This is a genomic window from Ruegeria sp. N7, from assembly GCF_056531345.1.
In genome coordinates, this window is the sequence record NZ_JBQFLR010000005.1 from 40,090 (window position 1) to 62,697 (window position 22,608).

The 22,608-nt window shown below is 60.0% G+C and carries 23 protein-coding genes and 1 riboswitch; of the genes, 11 read left to right on the forward strand and 12 right to left on the reverse strand.

Translation table 11 applies throughout. From position 1 onward, the window contains the following. Nucleotide 1 precedes the first annotated feature (1 nt). Nucleotides 2–934, reverse strand: a complete 933-nt coding sequence (locus tag ACR0ES_RS08655; protein ID WP_267363360.1) for a glycine--tRNA ligase subunit alpha — start codon at nt 932–934, stop codon at nt 2–4. Between the two features lie 207 nt (nt 935–1,141). Between ACR0ES_RS08655 and ACR0ES_RS08660 the strand changes: the two genes are divergently transcribed. Continuing rightward, a complete protein-coding gene (locus tag ACR0ES_RS08660; RefSeq protein ID WP_480870289.1) occupies nt 1,142–2,881 on the forward strand; it encodes a serine protease in 1,740 nt (579 codons plus the stop codon). A 70-nt stretch (nt 2,882–2,951) separates the two neighbouring features. Here ACR0ES_RS08660 and ACR0ES_RS08665 read toward each other — a convergent pair whose 3' ends face one another. From ACR0ES_RS08665 to metZ, 5 genes are all read right to left on the reverse strand, one after another. Further along, nucleotides 2,952–4,526, reverse strand: coding sequence for a thiamine pyrophosphate-binding protein (locus tag ACR0ES_RS08665; RefSeq protein ID WP_480870292.1), 1,575 nt, complete (start codon nt 4,524–4,526; stop codon nt 2,952–2,954). Then, nucleotides 4,526–5,974, reverse strand: a complete 1,449-nt coding sequence (locus tag ACR0ES_RS08670; protein WP_480870295.1) for a TrkH family potassium uptake protein — start codon at nt 5,972–5,974, stop codon at nt 4,526–4,528. The genes ACR0ES_RS08665 and ACR0ES_RS08670 overlap by 1 nt, the downstream gene beginning before the upstream one ends. A 59-nt stretch (nt 5,975–6,033) precedes the next feature. Continuing rightward, the gene (locus tag ACR0ES_RS08675) at nt 6,034–6,672 is read right to left on the reverse strand and encodes a hypothetical protein (RefSeq protein WP_480870298.1); all 639 of its coding nucleotides are present in this window, start codon (nt 6,670–6,672) and stop codon (nt 6,034–6,036) included. Nucleotides 6,673–6,955: 283 nt separating this feature from the next. Then, nucleotides 6,956–8,059 (reverse strand): GTP cyclohydrolase FolE2, encoded by a 1,104-nt coding sequence (gene folE2 / locus ACR0ES_RS08680; RefSeq protein ID WP_480481445.1) that lies wholly within the window; start codon nt 8,057–8,059, stop codon nt 6,956–6,958. 245 nt (nt 8,060–8,304) lie between these two features. Continuing rightward, nucleotides 8,305–9,495, reverse strand: coding sequence for an O-succinylhomoserine sulfhydrylase (gene metZ, locus ACR0ES_RS08685; protein WP_480557305.1), 1,191 nt, complete (start codon nt 9,493–9,495; stop codon nt 8,305–8,307). Nucleotides 9,496–9,556: 61 nt separating this feature from the next. Next, a riboswitch (SAM riboswitch) is annotated at nt 9,557–9,634 on the reverse strand. Between the two features lie 123 nt (nt 9,635–9,757). On the opposite strand from metZ, the gene ACR0ES_RS08690 reads away from it, so the two are divergent. After that, the gene (locus ACR0ES_RS08690) at nt 9,758–10,456 is read left to right on the forward strand and encodes a glutathione S-transferase N-terminal domain-containing protein (protein WP_480493443.1); all 699 of its coding nucleotides are present in this window, start codon (nt 9,758–9,760) and stop codon (nt 10,454–10,456) included. A 68-nt stretch (nt 10,457–10,524) separates the two neighbouring features. Here the strand turns inward: ACR0ES_RS08690 and ACR0ES_RS08695 are convergent, their stop codons facing one another. Both ACR0ES_RS08695 and ACR0ES_RS08700 read right to left on the reverse strand, forming a co-directional pair. Next, nucleotides 10,525–10,776 carry a DUF6552 family protein gene (locus ACR0ES_RS08695; RefSeq protein WP_480508603.1) on the reverse strand — a complete coding sequence of 84 codons (252 nt, stop codon included), beginning with the start codon at nt 10,774–10,776 and terminating at the stop codon, nt 10,525–10,527. Further along, nucleotides 10,766–11,470, reverse strand: coding sequence for an SDR family oxidoreductase (locus ACR0ES_RS08700; protein WP_480537491.1), 705 nt, complete (start codon nt 11,468–11,470; stop codon nt 10,766–10,768). The genes ACR0ES_RS08695 and ACR0ES_RS08700 overlap by 11 nt, the downstream gene beginning before the upstream one ends. A gap of 98 nt (nt 11,471–11,568) precedes the next feature. Between ACR0ES_RS08700 and ACR0ES_RS08705 the strand changes: the two genes are divergently transcribed. Continuing rightward, a complete protein-coding gene (locus ACR0ES_RS08705; protein ID WP_480537492.1) occupies nt 11,569–12,447 on the forward strand; it encodes a LysR substrate-binding domain-containing protein in 879 nt (292 codons plus the stop codon). Between the two features lie 211 nt (nt 12,448–12,658). Here the strand turns inward: ACR0ES_RS08705 and ACR0ES_RS08710 are convergent, their stop codons facing one another. Both ACR0ES_RS08710 and ACR0ES_RS08715 read right to left on the reverse strand, forming a co-directional pair. Further along, complete coding sequence (locus ACR0ES_RS08710) at nt 12,659–13,156, reverse strand: hypothetical protein (RefSeq protein ID WP_480773581.1); 498 nt, start codon at nt 13,154–13,156, stop codon at nt 12,659–12,661. Between the two features lie 241 nt (nt 13,157–13,397). Further along, nucleotides 13,398–13,769: an OB-fold nucleic acid binding domain-containing protein gene (locus tag ACR0ES_RS08715; protein WP_209595858.1), complete on the reverse strand. Its 372-nt coding sequence runs from the start codon at nt 13,767–13,769 to the stop codon at nt 13,398–13,400. A 127-nt stretch (nt 13,770–13,896) separates the two neighbouring features. Here ACR0ES_RS08715 and ACR0ES_RS08720 point away from each other — a divergent pair, with 127 nt between their 5' ends. Beyond that, a complete protein-coding gene (locus ACR0ES_RS08720) occupies nt 13,897–14,220 on the forward strand; it encodes a 2Fe-2S iron-sulfur cluster-binding protein (RefSeq protein ID WP_209504265.1) in 324 nt (107 codons plus the stop codon). Next, nucleotides 14,220–14,963, forward strand: a complete 744-nt coding sequence (locus tag ACR0ES_RS08725; RefSeq protein ID WP_480870301.1) for an FG-GAP repeat domain-containing protein — start codon at nt 14,220–14,222, stop codon at nt 14,961–14,963. The genes ACR0ES_RS08720 and ACR0ES_RS08725 overlap by 1 nt, the downstream gene beginning before the upstream one ends. Nucleotides 14,964–15,098: 135 nt before the next feature. On the opposite strand, the gene purD is transcribed toward ACR0ES_RS08725, so the two are convergent. Further along, a complete protein-coding gene (purD, locus tag ACR0ES_RS08730) occupies nt 15,099–16,367 on the reverse strand; it encodes a phosphoribosylamine--glycine ligase (RefSeq protein ID WP_480870304.1) in 1,269 nt (422 codons plus the stop codon). A 76-nt stretch (nt 16,368–16,443) separates the two neighbouring features. Between purD and xseA the strand changes: the two genes are divergently transcribed. Both xseA and ACR0ES_RS08740 read left to right on the forward strand, forming a co-directional pair. Continuing rightward, nucleotides 16,444–17,928, forward strand: a complete 1,485-nt coding sequence (xseA, locus tag ACR0ES_RS08735) for an exodeoxyribonuclease VII large subunit (RefSeq protein WP_480481498.1) — start codon at nt 16,444–16,446, stop codon at nt 17,926–17,928. A gap of 3 nt (nt 17,929–17,931) precedes the next feature. After that, on the forward strand, nt 17,932–18,573 hold the full coding sequence (locus ACR0ES_RS08740) for a glutathione S-transferase family protein (RefSeq protein WP_480870307.1): 642 nt from the start codon (nt 17,932–17,934) through the stop codon (nt 18,571–18,573). Here the strand turns inward: ACR0ES_RS08740 and ACR0ES_RS08745 are convergent, their stop codons facing one another. Beyond that, on the reverse strand, nt 18,574–18,954 hold the full coding sequence (locus ACR0ES_RS08745; RefSeq protein WP_267363991.1) for a hypothetical protein: 381 nt from the start codon (nt 18,952–18,954) through the stop codon (nt 18,574–18,576). A gap of 155 nt (nt 18,955–19,109) precedes the next feature. Here ACR0ES_RS08745 and ACR0ES_RS08750 point away from each other — a divergent pair, with 155 nt between their 5' ends. From ACR0ES_RS08750 to ACR0ES_RS08765, 4 genes are all read left to right on the forward strand, one after another. Beyond that, on the forward strand, nt 19,110–19,748 hold the full coding sequence (locus ACR0ES_RS08750) for a lysoplasmalogenase family protein (protein WP_480537550.1): 639 nt from the start codon (nt 19,110–19,112) through the stop codon (nt 19,746–19,748). A gap of 58 nt (nt 19,749–19,806) precedes the next feature. After that, entirely contained in the window at nt 19,807–20,949 is a 1,143-nt protein-coding gene (ftsY, locus tag ACR0ES_RS08755; RefSeq protein WP_480481504.1) for a signal recognition particle-docking protein FtsY, read from the forward strand. 88 nt (nt 20,950–21,037) lie between these two features. Next, complete coding sequence (locus ACR0ES_RS08760; RefSeq protein WP_480870310.1) at nt 21,038–21,940, forward strand: EamA family transporter; 903 nt, start codon at nt 21,038–21,040, stop codon at nt 21,938–21,940. A 16-nt stretch (nt 21,941–21,956) separates the two neighbouring features. After that, nucleotides 21,957–22,562, forward strand: a complete 606-nt coding sequence (locus ACR0ES_RS08765) for an inner membrane-spanning protein YciB (protein WP_480476490.1) — start codon at nt 21,957–21,959, stop codon at nt 22,560–22,562. The last annotated feature ends 46 nt before the right edge of the window (nt 22,563–22,608 follow it).

Here is a 22,608-nt window from a genome sequence, read left to right on the forward strand (position 1 = left end):
CTCATCCGGCGCTGAACCCGGCGGCCTCGGTCTGCACAAAGGCATCCGCGCATTGCTTGGCCAGCGCCCGCACGCGTCCGATATAGGCCTGTCGTTCGGTGACCGAGATCACGCCCCGCGCATCCAGCAGGTTGAAGATGTGTGACGCCTTGATGCATTGGTCATAAGCCGGGTGCGCCATGATGATGCGCTTGCCAGTTTTCGGATCGTCATGCGCCTGCGCCAGGATAGTGGCGCATTCAGCCTCGGCCTCTTCGAAATGGCGCAACAGAACCTCGGTATTGGCCACGTCAAAGTTCCAGCGGGCGTATTCCTCTTCCGTCTGCTTGAAGATATCGCCGTATTTCAGTGGGCTGGGCGATTGCGGATCGTTGAACGGCATGTCCATTACGTGGTCGATGCCCAGCACATACATGGCCAGACGCTCGAGACCATAAGTCAGCTCGCCCGAGACAGGCGTGCAGTCATGGCCGCCGACCTGCTGGAAATAGGTGAACTGGCTGACTTCCATTCCGTCACACCAAACCTCCCAGCCAAGCCCCCATGCGCCCAGTGTGGGGCTTTCCCAATCGTCTTCGACAAAGCGGATGTCGTGCAGGTCCATGTCGATGCCGATGGCCTGAAGGCTGCCCAGATACAGCTCCTGCAAATCCGGAGGGCTGGGTTTGATCAGCACCTGATACTGGTAGTAATGCTGAAGCCGGTTGGGGTTTTCGCCATAACGCCCATCCGTGGGCCGGCGCGACGGCTGAACATAGGCTGCGGCCCATGCCTTGGATCCCAGCGCCCGCAAGGTGGTTGCGGGATGGAACGTCCCTGCCCCGACCTCCATGTCATAGGGTTGCAGAATCGCACAGCCTTTCGAGGCCCAGTAGGACTGAAGCCTGAGGATGATTTCCTGAAATGAACGCGGTGCGCTGGTCGGTTCGGTCATGACATTCCCTCTGGGCGCCCCGTGCGCCCGGTTCCGGTCGGTTTGGCCCTTCCTATGCAAGGGGCCGAGGGGCGTCAACGGGGCTTTGGGCTGTGGCTGTATCTGCGCGGCCACACCACAAATTCCCCACATTCTCAGCATGGTATTTGGCAAATGAAATCGCGTATTCTGCACCTCAGTACAAACACCGCATAACACGGGCAGACAATGACACGCGTATTTTCAGCAATTCTTTTGTTTCTTCTGGTCGGCCTGCGCGCCGCGACCGCACAACAAGACCCCGGCGTCTGGGTTCAGGTCGAGGCGCAGCCCTCGCTGCGCGAAGCGCAGGACCGGGCGCAAGCCTATGCCAGCACCCTGCCCGATGTGAACGGGTTTCGGCTGAACAGTGGCTGGTATGCCATCGTCATTGGCCCCTATTCGCGCGGCGATGCCGAGCAGGTTTTGCGCGTATACCGGGCCGAGGGGCAGATCCCGCGTGACAGCTTTGTCGCGTTTTCAAGCGCGTTGGGGCAGCAATTCTGGCCCGTCGGCGAAAACGCGGTAAACCGCGACGTCGTAAGCGCGCCAACGGAACCGGCAGCACAGGCGGAAGAACCCGTGGCGGTTACGACCCCACAGGTTGCGGATGAAACCCGCGCACAGGCGCTGCAATCCGAGCGCCTTTTGACCGCGCAGGAACGGAAAGACCTGCAAACGGCCCTTCAGGCGGCGGGTTTCTATAATTCGACCATCGATGGCGCTTTCGGCCAGGGAACCCGCCGGTCGATGGGCGATTGGCAGCGGTTCAACGGCTATGAGGCGACGGGCGTTCTGACCACGGTGCAGCGCAAGGCCCTGATGGATGAATACAACGCGCCGCTGATCTCGGCCGGGATGGACCGGTATTCCGACGACGCGGCCGGAATTGCGCTGGACATGCCGTTGGGTACAGTCAGCTTTGACCGCTATGAAGCTCCGTTCGTACATTTCAAAAGCGCCTCGGATCTGAACGCCCAGGCCCTTTTGATCAGTCAGGAGGGTGACAAGAACACGCTGCGCGCCCTTTACCAGGTGATGCAGTCGCTTGAAATTGTTCCGCTGAACGGCCCGCGTGAGCTTGGCCGCGACCAGTTTACCCTTGAAGGGCGCGGCAATGGGATCGTTTCATTCACGCAGGCGCGGTTGGCCGATGGAATGATCAAGGGCTTTACGCTGGTCTGGCCCGAAGGGGACGAGGCGCGCCGCCTGCGTGTTCTGGCTGCGATGGCGACCAGCCTGAGCACAACGGACGCGGTTCTGGATGCCGCCGCCGGTGCGGATGCGGAACAGCGCATCGATCTGGTCTCGGGTCTTCAGATCCGCAAGCCGCGGCTGTCGCGGTCGGGCTTTTTCGCTGGTGCGGACGGCACGGTTCTGACGGTGTCCGAAGCCGCCGAAAGCTGCACCCGGATCACTCTGGAAGGGGATCAGGAGGTTCAGCTGGCGCTGACGGACCCGGAGCTTGGTGTTTCGGTTCTGCGTCCTGCAAAAGCTCTTGCCCCTATGAGTGTGGCTGCTTTCAGCACCACCCAACCGCGCATCCAGTCCGAAGTGGCCGTATCCGGCTTTTCCTACCAGGGGGCTTTGGGCGCACCGACGCTGACCTACGGCCAAATCGCGGATATCCGTGGCCTGAACGGCGAGACGGGTGTCAAACGGCTGGCGCTGAACGCACAGCCCGGCGATGCGGGCGGGCCGGTCTTCAACGACAGCGGCAACGTGGTTGGCATGCTGCTGCCCACACCGTCCGAGGGGCGCACCCTGCCCGCGTCAGTCAGCCTTGCGGCAACGGTCGAGCGGTTGACAGAAATCCTGACGAAAGCCGGTGTTTCCGGTCAGTCGAGCGAGGAAACCACCCGGATTTCCCCCAACGAGCTGAACCGGCGCGCGACCGGAATGACGGTTCTGGTGCACTGCTGGGACTGAGCCCGCGCAGATATTGAAACCAGACATTGAAACACCAAAGCGCCGCATGAACTTGCGGCGCTTCTTTTTTTTACAGAATGTCCGGGGTCATGTGGATCAAGGTCGGGACAGGTGCATCGAAAGCCGCGCGAACTGCGCTCTGCATCTCAGCCAGAGATGAAGGGGCTGAGGCGCGCGCGCCAAAAGCCTCGGCCAGTTTGCAGAAATCCGGGTTATGCGCCACCACCGCATTTGGCGCGATCTGGCTGCGGACCATGCTGTCTTCGATTTCTTTCAGCTTGCCATTGTCCCACAGGATGATCGGCAGCGACAAACCCAGTTCGACCGCAACACCCAGTTCCTGCATCGTATAGTGGAACCCGTAATCCCCGGCGATAACCGCCGTTGGTTTGCCGCGCCGCGCCACCGCGCCGCCAATTCCGGCCGGCAAACCATAGCCCAGCGTTCCGAACCCGGTGGGATGGTGCCAGTGATGCGGATAGGCCATGTCCCACACCTCTTTCGCGACATAGGCGAATTGGGTCATGTCGGAATAGATCATGGTATCAGCGGGCATCGCCGCGCGCAGCGCATCGGCCACTGCTACAATTCCGGGCCGTTCGGCATCCACCTCGGCCCGCCACCGGGCGCGGGTTTCGGATATTTCGTCGGGCGACCAGCCGGTTGCCGGTTTCAGGTTTTCGGTCGCCTGCCACAAAGCGCGGGCAAAGCTTTCGCTGTCAGTTTGCAGTTTGATCGCGGCGCGATGGTGGTCGGACAGGACTTCGGGATCAAGGTCAACCCGGATCAATGTTGCCGAATGCCCAAGGTCGCTGCGCCACAGATCGACCTCGCCCAGTTCTGCGCCGACCGCGATGACCAGGTCCGCCGAAGCGATAACCTCGGCGCTGCCAGGGCGCGGCAGGGATGCGCCGAAGTCCAGCGGATAGTTTGCGCCCGGCAACCCGCGCCCTGCATAAGTGGTAAAGCAGGCAGCCCCTAGCTGCGTCAGAATCTGCCGCCAGTCGCTGGATTTGCAACCGCCCCCCAGAATGAACAGCGGCCTGTGCGCAAGGTTCAGCATCGAGACAACAGGCGATACGTCAGGCGGCAACGCCTTGGTGCGCAACGCGGGCTGGTTGGGGAAAGGTGCCGGGTCAGCCTCGGCCTGCAACTGCGCGATAGTCACCTGAATATGCTTGGGACGCGGGCGCAACAGCTCGAATTCTTCAAAGGCGCGTTCGACCAGCGCATAGGCGGCCTCGGCCGAGTTGGCCTGTGCCGACCAGTCGGCAACGGTTCCGGCCGCAAGACACTGGTCCTTCATCTGGTGCAACTGGCCGCGCAGGGCCAGTGTTTCATCAAGGCAGGACGACACCACCAGCATTGGCACCGAGTCGCTGAAGGCCTGCCCGATTGGCGTCATGATGTTGCACAGGCCGGGTCCGGTGATCACATAGGCAACCCCCGGCTTGCCGGTTGCGCGGGCATACCCATCGGCCATGAACCCCGCCCCCTGTTCGTGCCGGGCCAGAACATGTTGAATGCCAGCCTCTTCGATGCCGCGGTACATTTCCTGATTGTGAACGCCGGGTATGCCGAAAATCACGTCCACGCCACGATCCTTGAGCATATGCGAAATCTGCGCGCCAAGGGGTCTTTTCATCAGCCTCTCCAGAATTGAACGGTGAAGATCGCGTAAACGGCCAACAGCTCGAGCCGCCCGACCAGCATCCCGATTGTCAGCAACCATTTGGCGGTGTCGTTGAGATTTGCAAAATTGCCCGCTGGTCCGATCTGATCGCCCAGACCGGGACCAACATTGGCCAGCGCGGTCGCCGCCCCGGAAACGGCTGTGATGAAGTCCAGACCTGTCAGCGCCAGCGCCCAGGACAGCACGCCCATCGACAGGACAAAGAACATGAAAAAGCTCATCACCGAGGTCAGAACACCCTGCCCCACGGGCCGCCCATCGTAGAGCGGCACGAACACGCCATGCGGAGACCTGATCCGTTTGATCTGGCTTTTGATCGAGGCAAACAGCAGCTGGTAGCGGAATATCTTGATCGAACATGCGGTCGATCCTGCGCAGCCGCCAATCAGGCCGATCAGGAAGAACATCATGATCGGAAAGCTGCCCCAGCCCATGTAATCGACACTGGCATAGCCGGTGCCCGAGATGATCGAGGTGATGTTGAACAGAGATTCCCGAAACGCCTGTTCCCAGTGATGCGGAAAGACCGTTGTCAGGAAAATCGACATGATGATGACCAGAACCAGAATGGTCGCCAGAAACGCGCGAATTTGACTGTCTTTCCACAGGGACGCTGTATGGCCGTTTGCCAGCTGGACATAGCGCACAAAAGGAAGCGCCGCCAAAATCATGAACACCGACGCCGCATATTCAGCGGGGCCTGAGAAGGTTCCGAACGAAGCGTCATAGTTCGAGAACCCACCGGTCGAAAGCGTTGTCAACGCATGTACCAGCGCATCGAAAAAGTTCATTCCCAGACCGGCGTAAACCAGCGCGCAAACCAGTGTCAGGAAAACATAGATGAGCGAAATCTGACCCGCGATCTCTTGCGCGCGAGGCAGGATTTTACCCATTGTTTCAAAGCCTTCCGAGCGGAAGATCTGCATGCCGCCGACACGCAGTTCGGGCAGGAACACCATGGCGACAACGATGATCCCGATACCCCCCAGCCATTGCAGGATACCACGCCACAGCAATAGCCCCTGCGGCAGGGTATCCAACCCGGAAATCACCGTTGAACCTGTTGTTGTCAGGCCGGACATCGCCTCGAAATACGCATCGACAAAGCGCAGCTCGGTTTCACCGAACAGAAACGGAATTGCCCCAAACAGGGGCAACGCCGCCCAAACACCGGTTGTCAACAGGAAGGTCTGGCGGATGGTCAGCCCTTCGCCCACACCGTTCGAGCAGCTCATCGCCAGAACGGTCCCGGTCAGCGTCGTGATAATGGCGCTTTCCAGAAATACCGGCCATTCGCCGCGCCCCTCGATCAGGTCCGCGAGCATAGGCAGCAGCATGGTCGCCCCAAGAATGGCGACCAGCAAGCCAATCACATATCCGACCGGGCGAAGATCCATCATGACGCGCAGGGTTGGCGTGCCAACTCGACCGTGTCAAGCAGATGATCCCGGTTTACCCGTCAGTTTTTGACATCTGTTCCGGGCATCACAGGCGGTTTTGACGGGGCGCGTGATTTTCGCGCCTGCGGTTTGCGCGGTTCCGTCTCCGGGGCTGGTTTCGCCTGCACCTTGGCCGGGGCAGGATCGGCCTGTGTCGGCTTGACCTGCGCTGCCTGAACAGCCGCCGGTGTCGCAGGGGTGGGCTTGGGCGTTACGGGCGACACGCTTTCGGTCGCAGGTGTCGCCGCGGATTCAACAGGCTTCACTGCTTTTTCATCACTAACCGCTGGTGTCGGTTTGGCTGCCGCCGGGGGTGCCGCCGTGGGCCGCGGACTGGCTGAAAACTCAACAGGTTTGGCTACCGGCTTGGCCGGCGCAGGTTTGCGGGCCAGCTTTTTCTTGGCCGTTGATGATTTCACCGGCAAGCGTTTCGCACGCGCCACGGCAGGTTTGGGTTTGGCCGCCGGTTTTTCCGCCGGAGCTTCCACCACTGGACCCGGTGCTGATGCTGCCAGATGCAGGGCGTGGACCGGCACCATCGGCAGTTCAAGCGCCGAACGGGTCATGATCTGTGCAATCTTGATCTGGTTGACGATCGCATAGCCAGCCATGCGTATAGCCGCGGCCTGAAGCTCCAGCGGTTGGGTAATCGGATTCATTCCATAGATCTCCTGTGAAAACGATGCAGCCAGAAAAGTAAGGGTAAAGCGCCCTGCCCGCTCGGGGGGTCCGGGCGGAGGTTGGGGTCTTGCAGTCCAAGGCGTCTCACGTCTCGGCTTCCTTTCGGGTGACACACCATTGAGCGCGCCGGTGTGCCGAAGCTGCATTCCCCGTCAGGATACAGGAGTTCTTCACGCAATTGCAGCATTTTTGCTGCGCTGCGGCGAATGAGCGCCGATCAGGTAAATCTCTGATTAAATTCTAGCCACTTACCCGAGACGTTCAGCCAACGTGAAACAGGGTCGTGAACAGTTTCGGGTCAAGGCTGGACGCGGCGAAGGTTGGGCCTTCGGTCAGAATCGACACGGCGTCATGGCTGTGCAGGCTTTCCTGATGGCTTGCGACAACGCGAAAATCACCGACGTGATGATCTGCCAGCAACTCGGCACAAAACAGGCGCGCGGCATCTTCGACGAAGATCGGATTAGCTGCGTTCAATTCGGCAAAAGCCTGTTCATCTTCGCGCTTCACCATGACCTGCGTTTCCGTCGGAACCGCACGGCGGCACAGCGCAATCAGGTCTTCAAACCACAGGCAATCCGCATCGCAATCCACGACAACCGAAATCCGCGCGACGGAGCGCTGCGAATGCGGCGTCGCCAGCTGACCACGCATCGACCGGGCATGTTCGCTGAGTTCCAGCGAACAGGGGCAGGTCGAGGAATAGACATAGTCAAGGTGCATGATCTTCTGACGCACACCGTTCTGTTCGACCAGTTCCAGCGCGATGTCGTAATACTGGTAGCCTTCAAGGCCCGAGCGCAGGCTTTTGATCCTGTCCGGGTAGGAAAAGCGCATCTGGATACGGGCGTCGAAGCTGTCCAGATCGGACATGTAATCGTCCAGAGCGGATTCCATAACCTCAAAGCTGAACGTCCGTTCCGCATGTTTGTAGAAAGACCGCATGATCCGGGACATGTTGATGCCCTTTTTCTCGGCCTCAAGGCTGACCGTGCCGGTGATCGAGGTTTCCAGCGTCAGGTCTTCGCCCTCTTTCCGGTGGAACCGGATCGGCAGGCGGAAGTTCGAAATACCCACATGTTGGATCTGCTGTTTGGCCCCACGGATCAGGCTGGACGGGCCGTTCTGCAAATCCGGCAAGGATGCGCGGTACGCCGCATCGACGGTAAAGTCATCGGGGTAGGCGCGCGAAAAAGGCGGATAGTTGCCCGCTGCCAAACCGGGCAGCAGCCGGGCCACAGCCGGGTCAAGCTGGTTTATCTCGGCTTCCGAAGCAGATTTGGCCCATTGCCGCAGAACGTTCAAAGCCTCGGCAGCCTTGTCCCGATCCGGTTTTTCATCAATGTCACGCGGGTGAACGTTCATCAGCGGCGGTTCCTTGGTTGGTCGTCGGACTATATATGACTGATGGTCTAATACCAGTCTAACCCGATACGTCGGCAATAGCAGCCCGGATTGAAAAATCCGGCGCAAAACCGTCATCTTGCAACAGTTAGCGCCTTTTGAAGGTGGGAACAGCGGGCGGCACGCCTGGCTGCCGCCCGAAACAAAGTGGCCGCTTAGGCACGCAGCCTGCCCCCCAGTACAAAAAGGACGCGGGGGGCTTTGGTTTATTTCTGCGAGGCTTCCAGCGCTTGCCGAAGGTCGGCCAGCAAGTCACCGGCATCCTCAAGCCCGACGGAAAAGCGGATCAGGCCCGGTGTAATGCCCAGCTGGTCCTTCTGCGCGTCGCTGAGACGCTGGTGCGTTGTTGTCGCCGGGTGTGTCGCGATGGATTTGGCATCGCCCAGATTGTTCGAAATCACCGGGATGGTCATCGCATTCAGGAAGGCGAAAGCCGCATCCTTGCCGCCCTTGATGTCCAGCGACAACACGGTTCCGCCCTTGCCGCCCAGTTGGGTCTGAACCAGTGCGTTCTGGGCATGGGTTTTCAAACCGGGGTAAAGTGTACGTTCCAGCGCCGGGTGCCCTTCCAGCGCCTCGGCAATCTTTTGCGCGCTTTCGGCTTGAGCATTGACCCGCAGCGCCATCGTCTCAAGACCCTTGAGCATGATCCACGCATTGAACGGGCTCAGCGCGCCGCCGGTATGCTTAAGATAGGGTTCAACGGTTCCTCGGATGAAGTCCTTGGTTCCGATGATCACACCGCCCAGCGCACGGCCCTGCCCATCGATATGCTTGGTCGCTGAATAGACGACCACATCCGCACCCTGCTGGATCGCGCGCGAGAACACCGGGGTCGAGAACACGTTGTCCACCACGACAACGGCTCCGACCGCATGGGCCAGATCGGCCACGGCGGCGATATCGATCACCTCAAGCGTGGGGTTCGACATGGATTCAAAGAAAACGGCCTTGGTGTCCGGGCGGATCGCAGCCTTCCACTGTTCCAGATCGGTGCCGTCAACAAAGGTCACGTCCACGCCATAGCGGCTCAGGATGTTTTCAAGGATATAGAGGCACGAGCCGAACAGCGCCTTGGCCGAAACGACATGGTCCCCGGCCTTCAGCATCGAGGTCAGCGCGCCGTTGACGGCGGCCATACCCGAGGCCGTCGCAAACGCATCTTCGCCGCCTTCCAGCGCCGCGATGCGCTGCTCGAACATGGACACGGTCGGGTTGCCGTAACGGGCATAGATGAACTCGTCCGGGCCACATTCCAGAAACCGGGCCTCGGCCTGTTCAGCGTTTTCGTAGACGAAACCCTGCGTCAGAAAAATCGCCTCGCTCACCTCGTTATACTGGCTGCGACGGATGCCGCCATGGACGGCTTGGGTGCGTTTGTTCCAGTTCTCGCTCATCTCAATCCTTTCAGCCTCGGGTGGAGGCAAACAAAAAACCCCAGACGCGGCCAAGCGAAAGGGGTCTTTCATCCTGACCTTTTAGCGGTGTTGTTTAGCGTGGCCCGCAATCCGGTAACAAATCGCCACGTAGCTTCAGGATCGCAATACGCCTCGGGCGGTTCTCGGTCAAGCCCGGCCTGCGGTTCGGTCACGCTTTCGTAAGCGGTACTTGCCGAACCGGCAGAAACCCGCATGATCCCCGTCAACATCAGGAGAACACATGGCTGACCCGATTGATCTGTATTTCTGGCCGACGCCGAATGGCTGGAAAGTTTCCATCGCCTTGGAAGAGATGGAGCTGCCCTACACCACCCATCTGATCAATATCGGCAAGGGTGACCAGTTCGACCCCGGGTTCCTGAAGATCGCGCCCAACAACCGGATGCCCGCCATCGTCGATCCCGACGGGCCGGACGGCGCACCTATTTCGGTTTTCGAAAGCGGCGCGATCCTGATGTATCTGGCCCGCAAGACCGGGCGGTTCTATGGCAGGACCGAGCGCGACCGGATCGCGGTCGAGGAATGGCTGATGTGGCAGATGGGAGGCGTTGGCCCGATGGCGGGTCAGGCGCATCACTTCCTGAAATACGCCCCGCAACTGGACCCGCCACAGGACCTGCCCTATGCCAAGGACCGCTACCGCGCCGAGGTCGCGCGCCTTTACGGCGTACTGGACCGGCGGCTGGCCGAAAACGAGTATGTCGCGGGCGATTTCTATTCCATCGCCGACATGTCGATCTGGGGCTGGGCCAGCCTGTGGGAAGGCCAGCAGCAGGTGCTGGAGGACAAGCCGCACTTTGCCCGCTGGCTGGAGACCGTCAGCGCCCGCCCAGCCGTTCAGGCCGGACGCGCGTTGTATGCCGAGTTGCGAGGGGATCACCGGGACAAGCAGGCGCAGAGCGTTTTGTTCAAGCGGTAAGACTTATGGGCTGCTTTGAGCCCTCTTTGACCGATGCTGCAAGACGCACTAATGACCGCTCTTTTGTGTCAGCCGCTTGCCATACCTGCAATCATTGCGCCTAGCGCGACAAGGTGGACCAGCATGAGCGCCTTGTCATTCCATAGAGCGCCGACGGCGAACCAACCCACGACTCCGACAAGAAACAGGTAGAGGTTCCATGGTGTCCAGCCAAACCCGGTCGCGGTGTATCCCATGATCTGAACTGCGGATGCGCCCCACTTGACCGCGAAGACAAGGCGCTCGCGCGATGACGCGAGCGCCAAGGTATCAGACTGCACGTGTCAATCCTCCGTCGAGACGCAAGTTTTGTCCTGTCATGTAGCCACCATGATTCGAGGCGAGCCACGAAATGAGAGAAGACACCTCCGAAGCGAAACCGTAGCGCCCCATGGGAATACGCGCTTTGCGGTCATCGGTTTCGGGCAGACTGTCTATGAATCCCGGAAGGACGTTGTTCATGCGAATGTTCTCGGACGCATATTTATCCGAATAGAGTTTCGTGAATGCAGCAAGCCCGGCCCGGAAGACCCCCGACGTTGGGAAAAGAGGGTCAGGTTCAAATGCCGCAAAGGTTGAGATGTTGATGATCGCCCCGCCGCGCTGCGCCTGCATTGTGGGTGTGACAAGCCTTGTCGGACGGATCACGTTCATCAGGTAGACTTCCATCCCTTGATGCCAATCGTCGTCGCTGATTTCGAGAACCGGTCCTTTCGGTCCGTGGCCAGCAGAGTTCACCAAGACATCGATACGGCCCCAACGATCCTTCGCACCCTCGACCAGAGCGTTCAGCGCTTCTCCATCAAGGTTAGAGCCAGTCACGCCAAAGCCGCCGAGTTCTCCGCCGAGCGCCTCACCCTTGCCGGACGAGGACAGGATGCCGACTTTGAACCCATCTTCTGCCAATTTGCGGGCTGCATCCGCGCCCATGCCGCTGCCGCCAGCCGTGATCAAAGCTACTTTTTCTACTGTCATGTCGAGTATCCTTTCTTGATTGAACCATACATGGTTATTTTTTTGGTGAAATTCGATTCAGAATTGATGTTGCATGACAGTAGAATTACTATTGAAAAATGACCGAACTTCCCCCGCTCAACAGTTTGCGTGCGTTCGATGCAGCCGGTCGCCGCCTCAGCTTCCGCTCAGCCGCCGATGAATTGGGCGTTACGCAAGGGGCCGTTGCACAACAGGTACGCCAGCTCGAAGCGCATCTTGATGTGGTCTTGTTTGAAAGGGTGCCGAAAGGCTTGGCTTTTACGCCAGTCGGGCGCAGCTATCACAACCGCATTGCCGGAGTGTTCGTAGACCTTCGAGCCGCAACTGCCGAACTGAAACCAGAGCCGAATAAAGTTCTTATCAGTGTCACACCGACCTTTGCTGCGAAATGGCTGATCCCCAACCTACCGGACTTCACCGCAGCGCACCCGGATATCGATTTGCGGATTATGGCGACCGAAAGAGTTTCCAGCTTCCACAGCGACGGGATAGACCTTGCAGTGCGCCAGGGATCGCCGCCATTTGGCGCATCGCTGGACGTAACGCTCTTGTTCAAGCAGTCGCTAATCGCTGTCGCCGCGCCAAAGTTTGCGGCCAAAGGTGAGGCTCATCTTGACCCAGAAAACCTCGCCAACCAGCCGAAGGTCCATGATACCCATGACCTATGGCCCAGCTATCTTGCGCATTTAGGCGTACGGGACCAGTCTCCTCGTCACCTTCGTCTGAGCCAAACCTCCCTTGCGGTCGATGCAGCAATCGCCGGGCAAGGTTTGGCGTTGGTAAGCCGGTTTCTGGTGGCTAATGACCTTGAAGCCCGACGTTTGATCGAGGTTGGTGCAGCTTGGGACGCGAGCGGAAATGATTTCTATGTCCTCATGCCACGAACCGCCAAAACCAATGAATCGGTCGTCAATGTCGTGACATGGCTAACGGCGCGCTCAGCCGAAGATGCCTGACTACATTGGAACCATGAGCGGTCATTCAAATCATTGGGACGAATGGCAGTAAGGTCCCGCTAAGCGGACTAACCCTCTCCCCCACACCAACACATCCTGTATCCCCGGCATATCCTCGATCCTTGCCGCGATCGCATGGGTTACCAAATGCGCCCTCTGCATCCGGCCCTGCAACGCCCCCGGCGGAGAATCCTTGGCGTGGGGCGACCTGTCAGCGAAACTGGAATTCAGGTTCCGCGGGGAAAGACATGGAAATACCTGTCCAGTGCCCATTGCGCAGCCTTGCAACGTTCCGCCCGTCAACACGCATCCGGGTTGTCAGGACAAATGCGGCCTGCCCTTTGTTCGCTCCGGCTTTCTGGGCTGCGCCGTCAGAACGCTCGGCCCCGTCGAAAAGCATACCATCGGGTTTTGCCGACCGCCGGGACCGAAAGTTCGGAACCAAATGCGGCTTTCGATCCGTTTCGTCAGACGAGCGCGACACTTCAATCCGCTTGAGTTGCTGCAACTCCGACCGAAGCTTTTTTGCAGTCTCAACCTGCCTGCGTTCAAAGGAATAAGCGCTTAACGCCTCATCAATCATTCGGGCGGTGTGAACATACCCCGCAGAACGTGTGAGTTCCGAGAGCTCTGCCAGACGGTCGGAAATCCGGCTTTCGTCCCGTGAGACGGTTTTTTCGAGCGATCCTTGGTGTGTTGCGTTGGGCATCCGAACTGACTCTGAAAAGACGTTGAGTGATGCGCAATCCGGCCCGAGCTTTGACGCAAGCCGATGCGCAAAGATGCGTGTCACTACGCGCCCGGCGCCGGAGAGTCGACCATCCCGCGTTCAAGTGGCGGAAAAGCGCCTTAAACACACATTTGAGGCAAAGAAAACATATCGCCCCGCTCTCCAGGCGCGGGTTTGTGGCACTGTGACGAACAATGTTGGATTGATCCGCACGACAGACCTAACCCTGCCCCTGCACCAGCAGGTCCAGCATGTCCGAGATATCCTCGATCTCTTCCGCGATCACATGGGTCACCGAATGCGCCCGCTGCATCCGGCCTGTCACCTTCAGCAACCGCCCCGAGATCACCGCACGGCGGAAGCGTTCGTAGATTTTGCGCCAGACCACCACGTTGACGATCCCGGTCTCATCCTCAAGCGTCAGAAAGATCACGCCTTTGGCCGTCCCCGGCCGCTGCCGCAGGATCACCAGCCCGGCCACGGCCACACGCGCCCCTTCGGGCGGGGCCTCCAGCTGGGCGGAGGGCAGACAGGACGGCGGTCGCGGCCAGTTCCGGTTTGAAACCGCGTGGTGAAAAGGGGCAACAAGCATGAGAACAAAAATAGAACAAAATACAGGAAAGTCCAGACACGGCGTAAGGAGTCGCAAATGAGGCTGGAAACACCTAACTCCCTTCACTAAGGAAGGTTTCGAACATCGCAAAAGGAAGACGCACGCAATGGCAAAGATCACCTATGTCGAGCATGGCGGTACCGAGCACACTGTCGAGGTCGCCAACGGACTGACCGTCATGGAAGGGGCCCGTGACAACAACATTCCCGGCATCGAGGCCGATTGCGGCGGTGCCTGCGCCTGCTCGACCTGCCATGTCTATGTTCACCCCGACTGGGTCGAGAAAATCCCGGCCAAGGACGACATGGAAGAGGACATGCTGGATTTCGCCTATGAGCCCGACCCGGCCCGCTCGCGCCTGACCTGTCAGATCAAGGTGACCGACGCGCTGGACGGCCTGATTGTCCAGATGCCTGAAAAGCAGATCTGATGCCCAACAAAGCGCCGCGTCAGCCCGCCCGCCTGTGGCAATGTCGGGTGCGCAGCGCTTTGCTCCCTTTTGGCCTGTGGTGCGCGCTGCCAATCGCCGTCGCGGCGGATACCATCACCGACGCCCGCTTCGCGGAACCAACCACGCGATACGCGCATGGCGTTTTGGGTGACAATATCGAATACGGCGCGCTGGAACTTGTGGTCAATGACACAGTCGTAACGGTTCGCCTGCCACAGGACCGTGTATTCGAAGACCTCGCGCCGCGTCTGGCAGACATCGACAGGGACGGCGCGGTTGAAGCAGTTGTCGTCGAAACGCAGGACACAACAGGCGCTCAGCTTGCGATCTACAACGCCGCTGGCGAAAAAATAGCGGCCACTCCTCATATCGGCGCACGTTTCCGCTGGCTCGCCCCGGTCGGTGCTGCTGATCTGGATGGTGACGGCAATATCGAGATCGCCTATATCGACCGCCCCCACCTGGCCAAAACCCTGCGAATCTGGCGCTTCAAAGATGGTGGACTGACCGAAATCGCTGCTCTGCCCGGCCTGACCAACCACAAGATCGGTGAGGATTTCATTTCCGGCGGCCTGAGGAGCTGTGGCGACCATCCCGAAATGATCCTCGCCAGCGCCGACTGGTCGCGGATCATCCGTGTTTCCTATCAGGATGGCTGGCACCTGACGGACTTGCGCCCGCTCAAACAGCGCGACAATCTCACATCAGCCCTGAAGTGCTGATCAGCCTCTTCATCTGGCCAAAAATATCCTGGAGGGTGAGTGGTTGAAAAGAAATCGTCCAGCGGACGATTTCGACCGCGAACCCGCGCAGTGCCGGGAGGCCGCAAGGCCGAGGGGGCAAAGCCCCCTGCCCGATCATCCCTCCAAAGCGCGCCAGCCGATATCGCTGCGATAGAACCCTTCAGGCCAATCCACGGCATCAACCATCTGGTACGCCCGGTCGCGCGCCTCTTGCAGCGTTTTTCCGCGCGCGGTCACGTTCAGAACGCGCCCGCCGACGGCCTGCACCTGCCCCGCAGCCTCGCTTGTGCCCGCATGAAACACCATATTGCTGCTGTCCTCGGGCAAGCCGTCCAACCCTTTGATGACCGTGCCCTTCTCGTAGGTTCCCGGATAACCTTTGGCCGCCATCACGACCGTTATCGCGTGATCATCGGCCCAGTTGACCCGCATTTCGCCCAGCCGCCCTTCGGCGGTGGCATGCAACAGGTCCATCGCCTGCGCGCCCAGACGCATCATCAGGACCTGACATTCCGGATCCCCAAAACGGACGTTATATTCCACAAGGCGCGGCTGGCCGTCCTTGATCATCAGCCCTGCATAGAGAATTCCCTGAAACGGCGTGCCCCGGCGCTTCATCTCGGCAATGGTGGGGCGCACGATCTCTTCCATCGCACGCGCTTCAACTTCCGCGCTCAGAACCGGCGCCGGAGAATAGGCACCCATCCCCCCGGTGTTCAGGCCCGTGTCACCATCACCCACCCGCTTGTGGTCTTGTGCCGTGCCGATGGACAGGATGTCTTGGCCGTCGCACAGAACAAACAAAGACGCTTCTTCGCCGTCCATAAACTCTTCGATCACGACCTCGGCCCCCGCGCCACCAAAGGCACCGCCGAACATGTCGTCAATGGCGTCAAGCGCCGTGTCTTCGTCCATGGCCACGATCACGCCCTTGCCGGCGGCCAGACCATCGGCCTTGACCACGATGGGCGCGCCCTGTTCGCGGATATAGGCCTTGGCGGGCTCGGGCGCGGTGAACCGCGCATAAGCGGCGGTGGGCGCATGTGCCGCGTCGCAGATTTCCTTGGTAAAGCTTTTCGAGGCCTCCAGCCGGGCCGCTTCGGCAGACGGTCCGAAAACCAGCACCCCGGCTTCGCGCAGGCGATCCGCCACTCCGGCGGCCAAGGGGGCCTCGGGACCGACAATCACGAAATCAATCGCGTTTTCCTCGGCAAAGCTGACGACGGCCCCGCCGTTTTCGATATCCAGAGCGGCACACTCCGCGATCTGAGCGATCCCGGCATTGCCCGGCGCCACGATCAGACGGTCGCATTTTGGGTTTTGCATCACCGCCCAGGCCAGGCTGTGTTCGCGCCCGCCGCTGCCGAGAATAAGGATGTTCATGGGGTCGTCTCCGATCTGCTTGGCCTCGCCTGCGCGGCGTTCTAAGCTGGGTGAGCAATTGAAACAAGGCGCTGAAATGTCCGACCTGCTTGATGACCCGATTCCGGGCCAAAACACCCCTGAATACACGGTTTCCGAGGTATCGGGCGAGGTGAAGCGCACGCTGGAAGGCGCGTTCGGGCGAATCCGCGTGCGCGGCGAAGTTGGCCGCGTGTTCAAGGCCCGGTCCGGGCACCTGTACTACGACATCAAGGACGACCGTAACGTTTTGGCCTGCACGACATGGAAAGGTCAAGTTTCCAGCCTCTCGGTCGTGCCAGAGGAAGGGCTGGAGGTTGTCGTCACTGGTCGCCTGACCGCTTTTGGCGCGCAATCCAAATACAACCTGAATGTCGATGAAGTTGCCGTTGCCGGTCAGGGCGCACTTATGGCCTTGCTGGAAAAGCGCAAGAAACAGCTTGAGGCCGAAGGTTTGTTTGCGCCCGAGCGCAAGAAGCCCCTGCCGTATCTGCCGCAGATCATCGGCGTCGTGACATCGCCTTCGGGCGCGGTGATCCGTGACATTCTGCACCGGCTTCGGGACAGGTTCCCGCGAAAGGTGCTGATCTGGCCCGTGGCCGTGCAGGGCGCAAACTGCGCCCCCGAGGTTGCCCGCGCCATCGAAGGGTTCAACCAGTTGACACCCGGCGGCGCACTGCCCCGTCCTGACCTGATCATCGTGGCCCGTGGCGGTGGGTCGATCGAAGATCTTTGGGGCTTCAACGAAGAGAGTGTCGCGCGCGCCGCCGCCGCATCGGACATACCGCTGATTTCGGCCGTCGGGCATGAAACCGACACGACCCTGATCGATTTTGTCTCGGACCGCCGCGCGCCAACACCCACAGCTGCGGCAGAGCTGGCCGTGCCGGTCCGCATCGAACTGCTCGCCTGGACCGGCGAGCAAGGCGCCCGCTTGTCGCGCGCGGCAACGGACGCGGTGCAGCGCCGTTCGCAAAGGCTGCGCGATTTGTCCCGCGCCCTGCCGCGCCCGGACAGCCTGTTGAACTCCCCCCGGCAACGCCTTGATTTGATTGCGGATCGCCTGACCCCGGCTTTGACGCGAGGAGTGCAAAACCGCCGCCTGCAAGTTGTGGAACTGTCAGCCCATCTGCGCCCGTCAACTCTGCGCGGTCTGGTCTCGGCCCGGCAGGAATCACTGCGCAACCTGTCGTCGCGCCTGTCCCTGCGCCCAATTCAACGCGAGATCGGCCAGCACGCGCAAAACCTTGCCCGGCTTGGTGACCGGATGAACGCGGCGCAGACCACGCGGCTGGATCGTCTGAAACATCAGCTTGAGGCCACAGACCGCCTGCGCGAAACGCTCAGCTACAAGGCGACGCTGGAACGCGGATATGCCGTGGTTCGCGCAGATGGGAATGTCATCACGACCAAGGCCGAGGCCGCAAAACACACGGTGCTGGACATCGAATTCGCCGATGGCATTCTTGGCACCGGGACAGCCGCAAAGCAGACCAACCGGAAATCCAAACCGGATACACCAGATCAAGGATCGTTGTTCTAAGCCATGCTGACAATCTGGGGCCGCAAAACGTCATCGAATGTTCAGGCCCTGATGTGGTGCGTCGGAGAGATGGATCTGCGCTTTCACCGCCACGATGCAGGGCACAGATTCGGCGGGCTGGACACCGATGCCTTTCGCAAGCTGAACCCGAACGGCACCATCCCAGTGCTACAGGATGGCGATCACCCACCGCTGTGGGAAACCGGCGCAATCCTGCGCTACCTGGCGAATGCCTATGGCGGGAATGCGTTCTGGCCACGCGACCCGGTCCAACGGGCTGAAATCGACAAATGGGCGGAATGGGCCAAGATCAACGTTGCGATGGATTTCACGGTGCCCGTGTTCTGGCAGGTTGTCCGGACCGCCCCGGCAGAGCAGGACCAAAACGCGATTGAGCAGGCCGTTGCCGCGCTGGATAGCAAACTGGTACTTGCCGATACCCGGCTGTCAGAAAACACCTACCTGTGCGGGCCCGATCTGACGCTGGCCGATATTCAGCTGGGACATATCCTTTATCGCTATTACAACATCGCGATATCCCGCGCGGTCCTGCCCAACCTGCGGCGCTATTACGATAAGCTGACAGAAAGACCTGCATATCAGCAGCATGTCATGCTCAGCTATGATGAGCTTCGGGTGACCTAGTCAGACACCGACGTCGGGGCCATAACACACCATTTCTTCCCCGATATCTTCCGCCTCGTACAGTTCGGTCGCCTGCGGGTCGCCTTCAAACTGCGCGACAAGGCCACCGCCGGATCGCGTAAAGACCCAGCATTGCGGATCAAACCGGTCTTCGTAGATGAAACAAATCTGCTCTTCCTGCTGATACCATACACCTTCCTTGCAATCGCCATCCAGAAATGACCAGATCACGCGGCGGTTGGGCAAATAGCGTTCGACCCCGTAAACCTGCCCTTCGAACCCGTAAAACAGGGTCTTGCCCTGCGTATAGGTGTCGAATTCGGGGCCGGACAAAGGGGTCTGGGCCGCAGCGGGCGGTGCGGCAAAGCAGGCGAGAATCATCAGCGCTCGGAACATACGCCCATTGTGTCAGATGCGATCCCGCTATGCCATTCACCCTTTGGCCAGGGCTTGGGGAAACACGCTTAACTCAACGTAAGCGCTTGATTATATGCCGCGCTCGGGATGAAGGTATTCGAAAACCGCGGTGAGGTGACATGACAACCTTTCTCTTCTGGATCGCCCTTGGCTGCGCATTGGGATACCTGCCCCTGACGGCCCGACCAGCCAGTTCCTTGCGCACTGTGCTGAAAACCTCCTCGGTCGCCGCGCTGGCAGTCATTGCGGTTCTGCAGGGCAGCCCATGGATGCTTGCCGCTGCGCTTGCCCTGTGCGCAACCGGGGACGCGCTGTTGTCGCGTGAAACGGATGCCACGTTCATGGCCGGCATTGCCGCTTTTGCCGCCGGGCATCTGGCCTATATCGCCCTGTTCCTGTCGCATCCTGCCAGCTCCGCCAGCCTGATCTGGGATGCCCCCGCGATCGTGTGGTCTCTGGTCATTCTGGGCATTGTCATGGCCACACTGCTTGCCCCCCGCGCCGGAGACCTGAAAGGCCCTGTTCTGGCCTATATCCCGATCATCCTTGGCATGGGGATCACCGTGCTGGCGCTGCCCCAGACAGGTGCCTTGCGATGGGCATTCCCGGCTGCAATCGCCTTCATCGCGTCCGATCTGATCCTTGCTACGGAAAAGTTCCTGCTGCCTGCGAACCACCCCGCCCACAAGCTGACGCCCTATCTGATCTGGCCGCTCTACTGGGGCGCGCAATTTGGTTTCGTCTTTGCTTTTGCGTGACCCTTTGCAACTGCCGCAAATCCGCATTAGGTGAAAGGAACACCTGCGGAGACCAAATATGGCGTTTTTCTCAAAGCTAAAGGACAAGCTGTTCAAATCCTCATCCCGCCTCGAACAGGGGCTGGACGCCATCGTCGAGGATGGTGGCGAGGAAACCGCCGTTCCCGACCCTGTCCTCCCCGAACCTGAGCCCGAACCGCAACCGGTTCCCGAAATCCCGACCCCTGAACCGGCGCAGGAACCGGCTGAACAACCTGCCCCCGCCCCGGCGGATCCCACACCAGCTGCCCCGCCACCAGAAGTCCCTGAATCCAAAGGCATCCTGAACCGCTTGTTCAGCCGTGGCAGCGCTGCCACAGAAATACGCCGCACGCTGGATGACGACATGCTCGAGCAACTCGAAGAGCTGCTGATCGCTTCTGACATGGGCGTCGACACCGCCCTGCGTGTCACCTCGAACATGGCCGAGGGGCGCTTTGGGCGAAAACTCTCGACCCGGGAAATCAAACAGTTGCTGGCGCAGGAAGTGGCCCGCGTGATGGAGCCCGTGGCCAGGCCCCTGCCGATCTATCCCAAACGCCCGCAAGTGGTGCTGGTCGTCGGCGTCAACGGCTCGGGCAAGACCACGACCATCGGCAAACTGGCCAGCCAGTTCAAGCAGGCTGGCAAAAAAGTCGTCATCGCCGCCGGTGACACCTTTCGCGCGGCGGCCGTCGAACAATTGCAAGTCTGGGGCGATCGCGCCGGGGTTCCGGTTCTGACCGCGCCCGAGGGCTCGGACCCCGCCAGCCTCGCCTTTGACGCGCTGACCCGGGCTCAGGCCGAAGGCGCGGATCTGCTGATGATCGATACCGCCGGACGCCTGCAAAACCGCACCGACCTGATGGAGGAACTTGCCAAGATCGTCCGCGTCATCCGCAAGGTTGACGAGACCGCACCGCACAACACCTTGCTGGTCCTTGACGCCACCACAGGTCAGAACGCGCTGAGCCAGGTGGAAACCTTTCGCAAGCTGGCCGATGTCTCGGGCCTGATCATGACCAAGCTGGACGGAACCGCCAAGGGCGGTGTGCTGGTCGCGCTGGCCGACAAGTTCGGCCTGCCGATCCACGCTATCGGGGTGGGAGAACAGATCGATGACCTTGCCCCCTTCGATCCCGAAGAATTCGCCGCCGCCCTGACCGGGCTCGACAAGGGCTGATCCGCCACTTCATCTGGCCCCAAATATCCTCGGGGGTGTGGGGGCAGACAGCCCCCACCCCTCTCCGCCCTACAAAAGGTCTGCGTATTTGAGCGACTGGCTGATCTCACTTGAAGGCACCGAAGCCGGTCACCAACTGGCGCTGGCACTGGCGTTGATGGCCGCCTTCCTGCACGCCGCGTTCGGGGCGCTGCAGAAAGGCCGTCATGATCCATGGCTGTCCCGCGGTGCCATTGACGCCAGCTATGGTCTGATGGCCGCCCCGTTTGCCTTTTTCGTGGTGCCCTGGCCTGAACCTCATATGTGGCCGATCTTCGCCCTCGTCTGGCTGATCCACATTGCCTACAAGACGCTGCAGGCCGCGGCGTACACCAAAGGGTCCTACACGGTCGTCTATCCCGTCGTGCGCGGGACAGGCCCGCTGTTTACGGTCATTGGTGCCTATCTTCTGTTCGGTGAAACATTCTCGACCGTGCAGTGGCTGGGCGTCGCAACCCTGCTGGCCGGGATATTCGGCCTGGCCGCCTATAATTTCCGGTTTCTTGAAACCAACCGGGACACGCTGGGAATTGCGCTGGTCCTGGCGATCATCACGGGGCTGTTTGTCGCCCTTTACACCACCTATGACGCCTATGGCATACGCGCCACCGCCGACCCGTTCACATTTCTGGCCTGGTTCTTCATGATCGACGGCGCGGCGATGCCGGTCTACGCCTTCCTCAGATGGCGCGCGATGACACATCGCCCTGCGCCCGGCCTGCTGATGCTGCGGGGTCTGGCTGGCGGCATCATCGCGCCTTTGTCCTTCGGGTCGATCATGCTGGCCACGCGGCTGGACAAAGTCGGCGAAGCCGCCGTGCTGCGCGAAACCTCAACCGTCTTTGCGGCGCTGATCGGCTGGCTTGTCCTGAAGGAGACCGTTGGCCCAAGACGCATTGCATTGATGGCATTGATTGCACTCGGCGCAGTAATAGTTGAAATGGGCGGGTAAGCAGCAGGACATACCGATGACAGGCAAAAAAGATATCAACCCATTTCTGAAACAGGTGCTGGAGCTTGGCCCGCCGCTGGCCTTCTTCTTCATCTACCTGCGCTTGCGTGATGACAGCTTTCTGATCGGTGGCACCGAGTATTCCGGCTTTATCATCGCCACGATTATCTTCGTCCCCCTGATGCTGGGGGCAATGGGTATCCTGTGGTATCTGACCGGCCAGCTTAGCCGGATGCAGATTTTCACGGCCTTCATGGTCATTTTCTTTGGTGGCCTGACCGCATGGTTCAATGACGAGCGGTTTTTCAAGATGAAAACCACGCTTGTCTATGGCCTGTTCGCCCTGATCCTTGGCATCGGGTTGCTGCAAAAGAAATCTTATCTGGCCTACGTACTGGATGAATTGCTGCCGATGAAGCACGAAGGGTGGATGATTCTGACGCGCCGCCTTTGCGCCTGTTTCGCCGTTCTGGCCGCCGCAAACGAGTTTGTCTGGCGCACCATGTCGACCGACCTTTGGGTCAAAATCGAAACCTTCGGATTTCCCATCGCGCTGATGGCCTTCCTGATGCTGCAATTCAGCATCCTGCAACGCTATATGGACGACCCGGAACAGAAATAGCTGCCCTGACGTCGCAATACCTGCAAAACAAACAAAATTCTTGGCT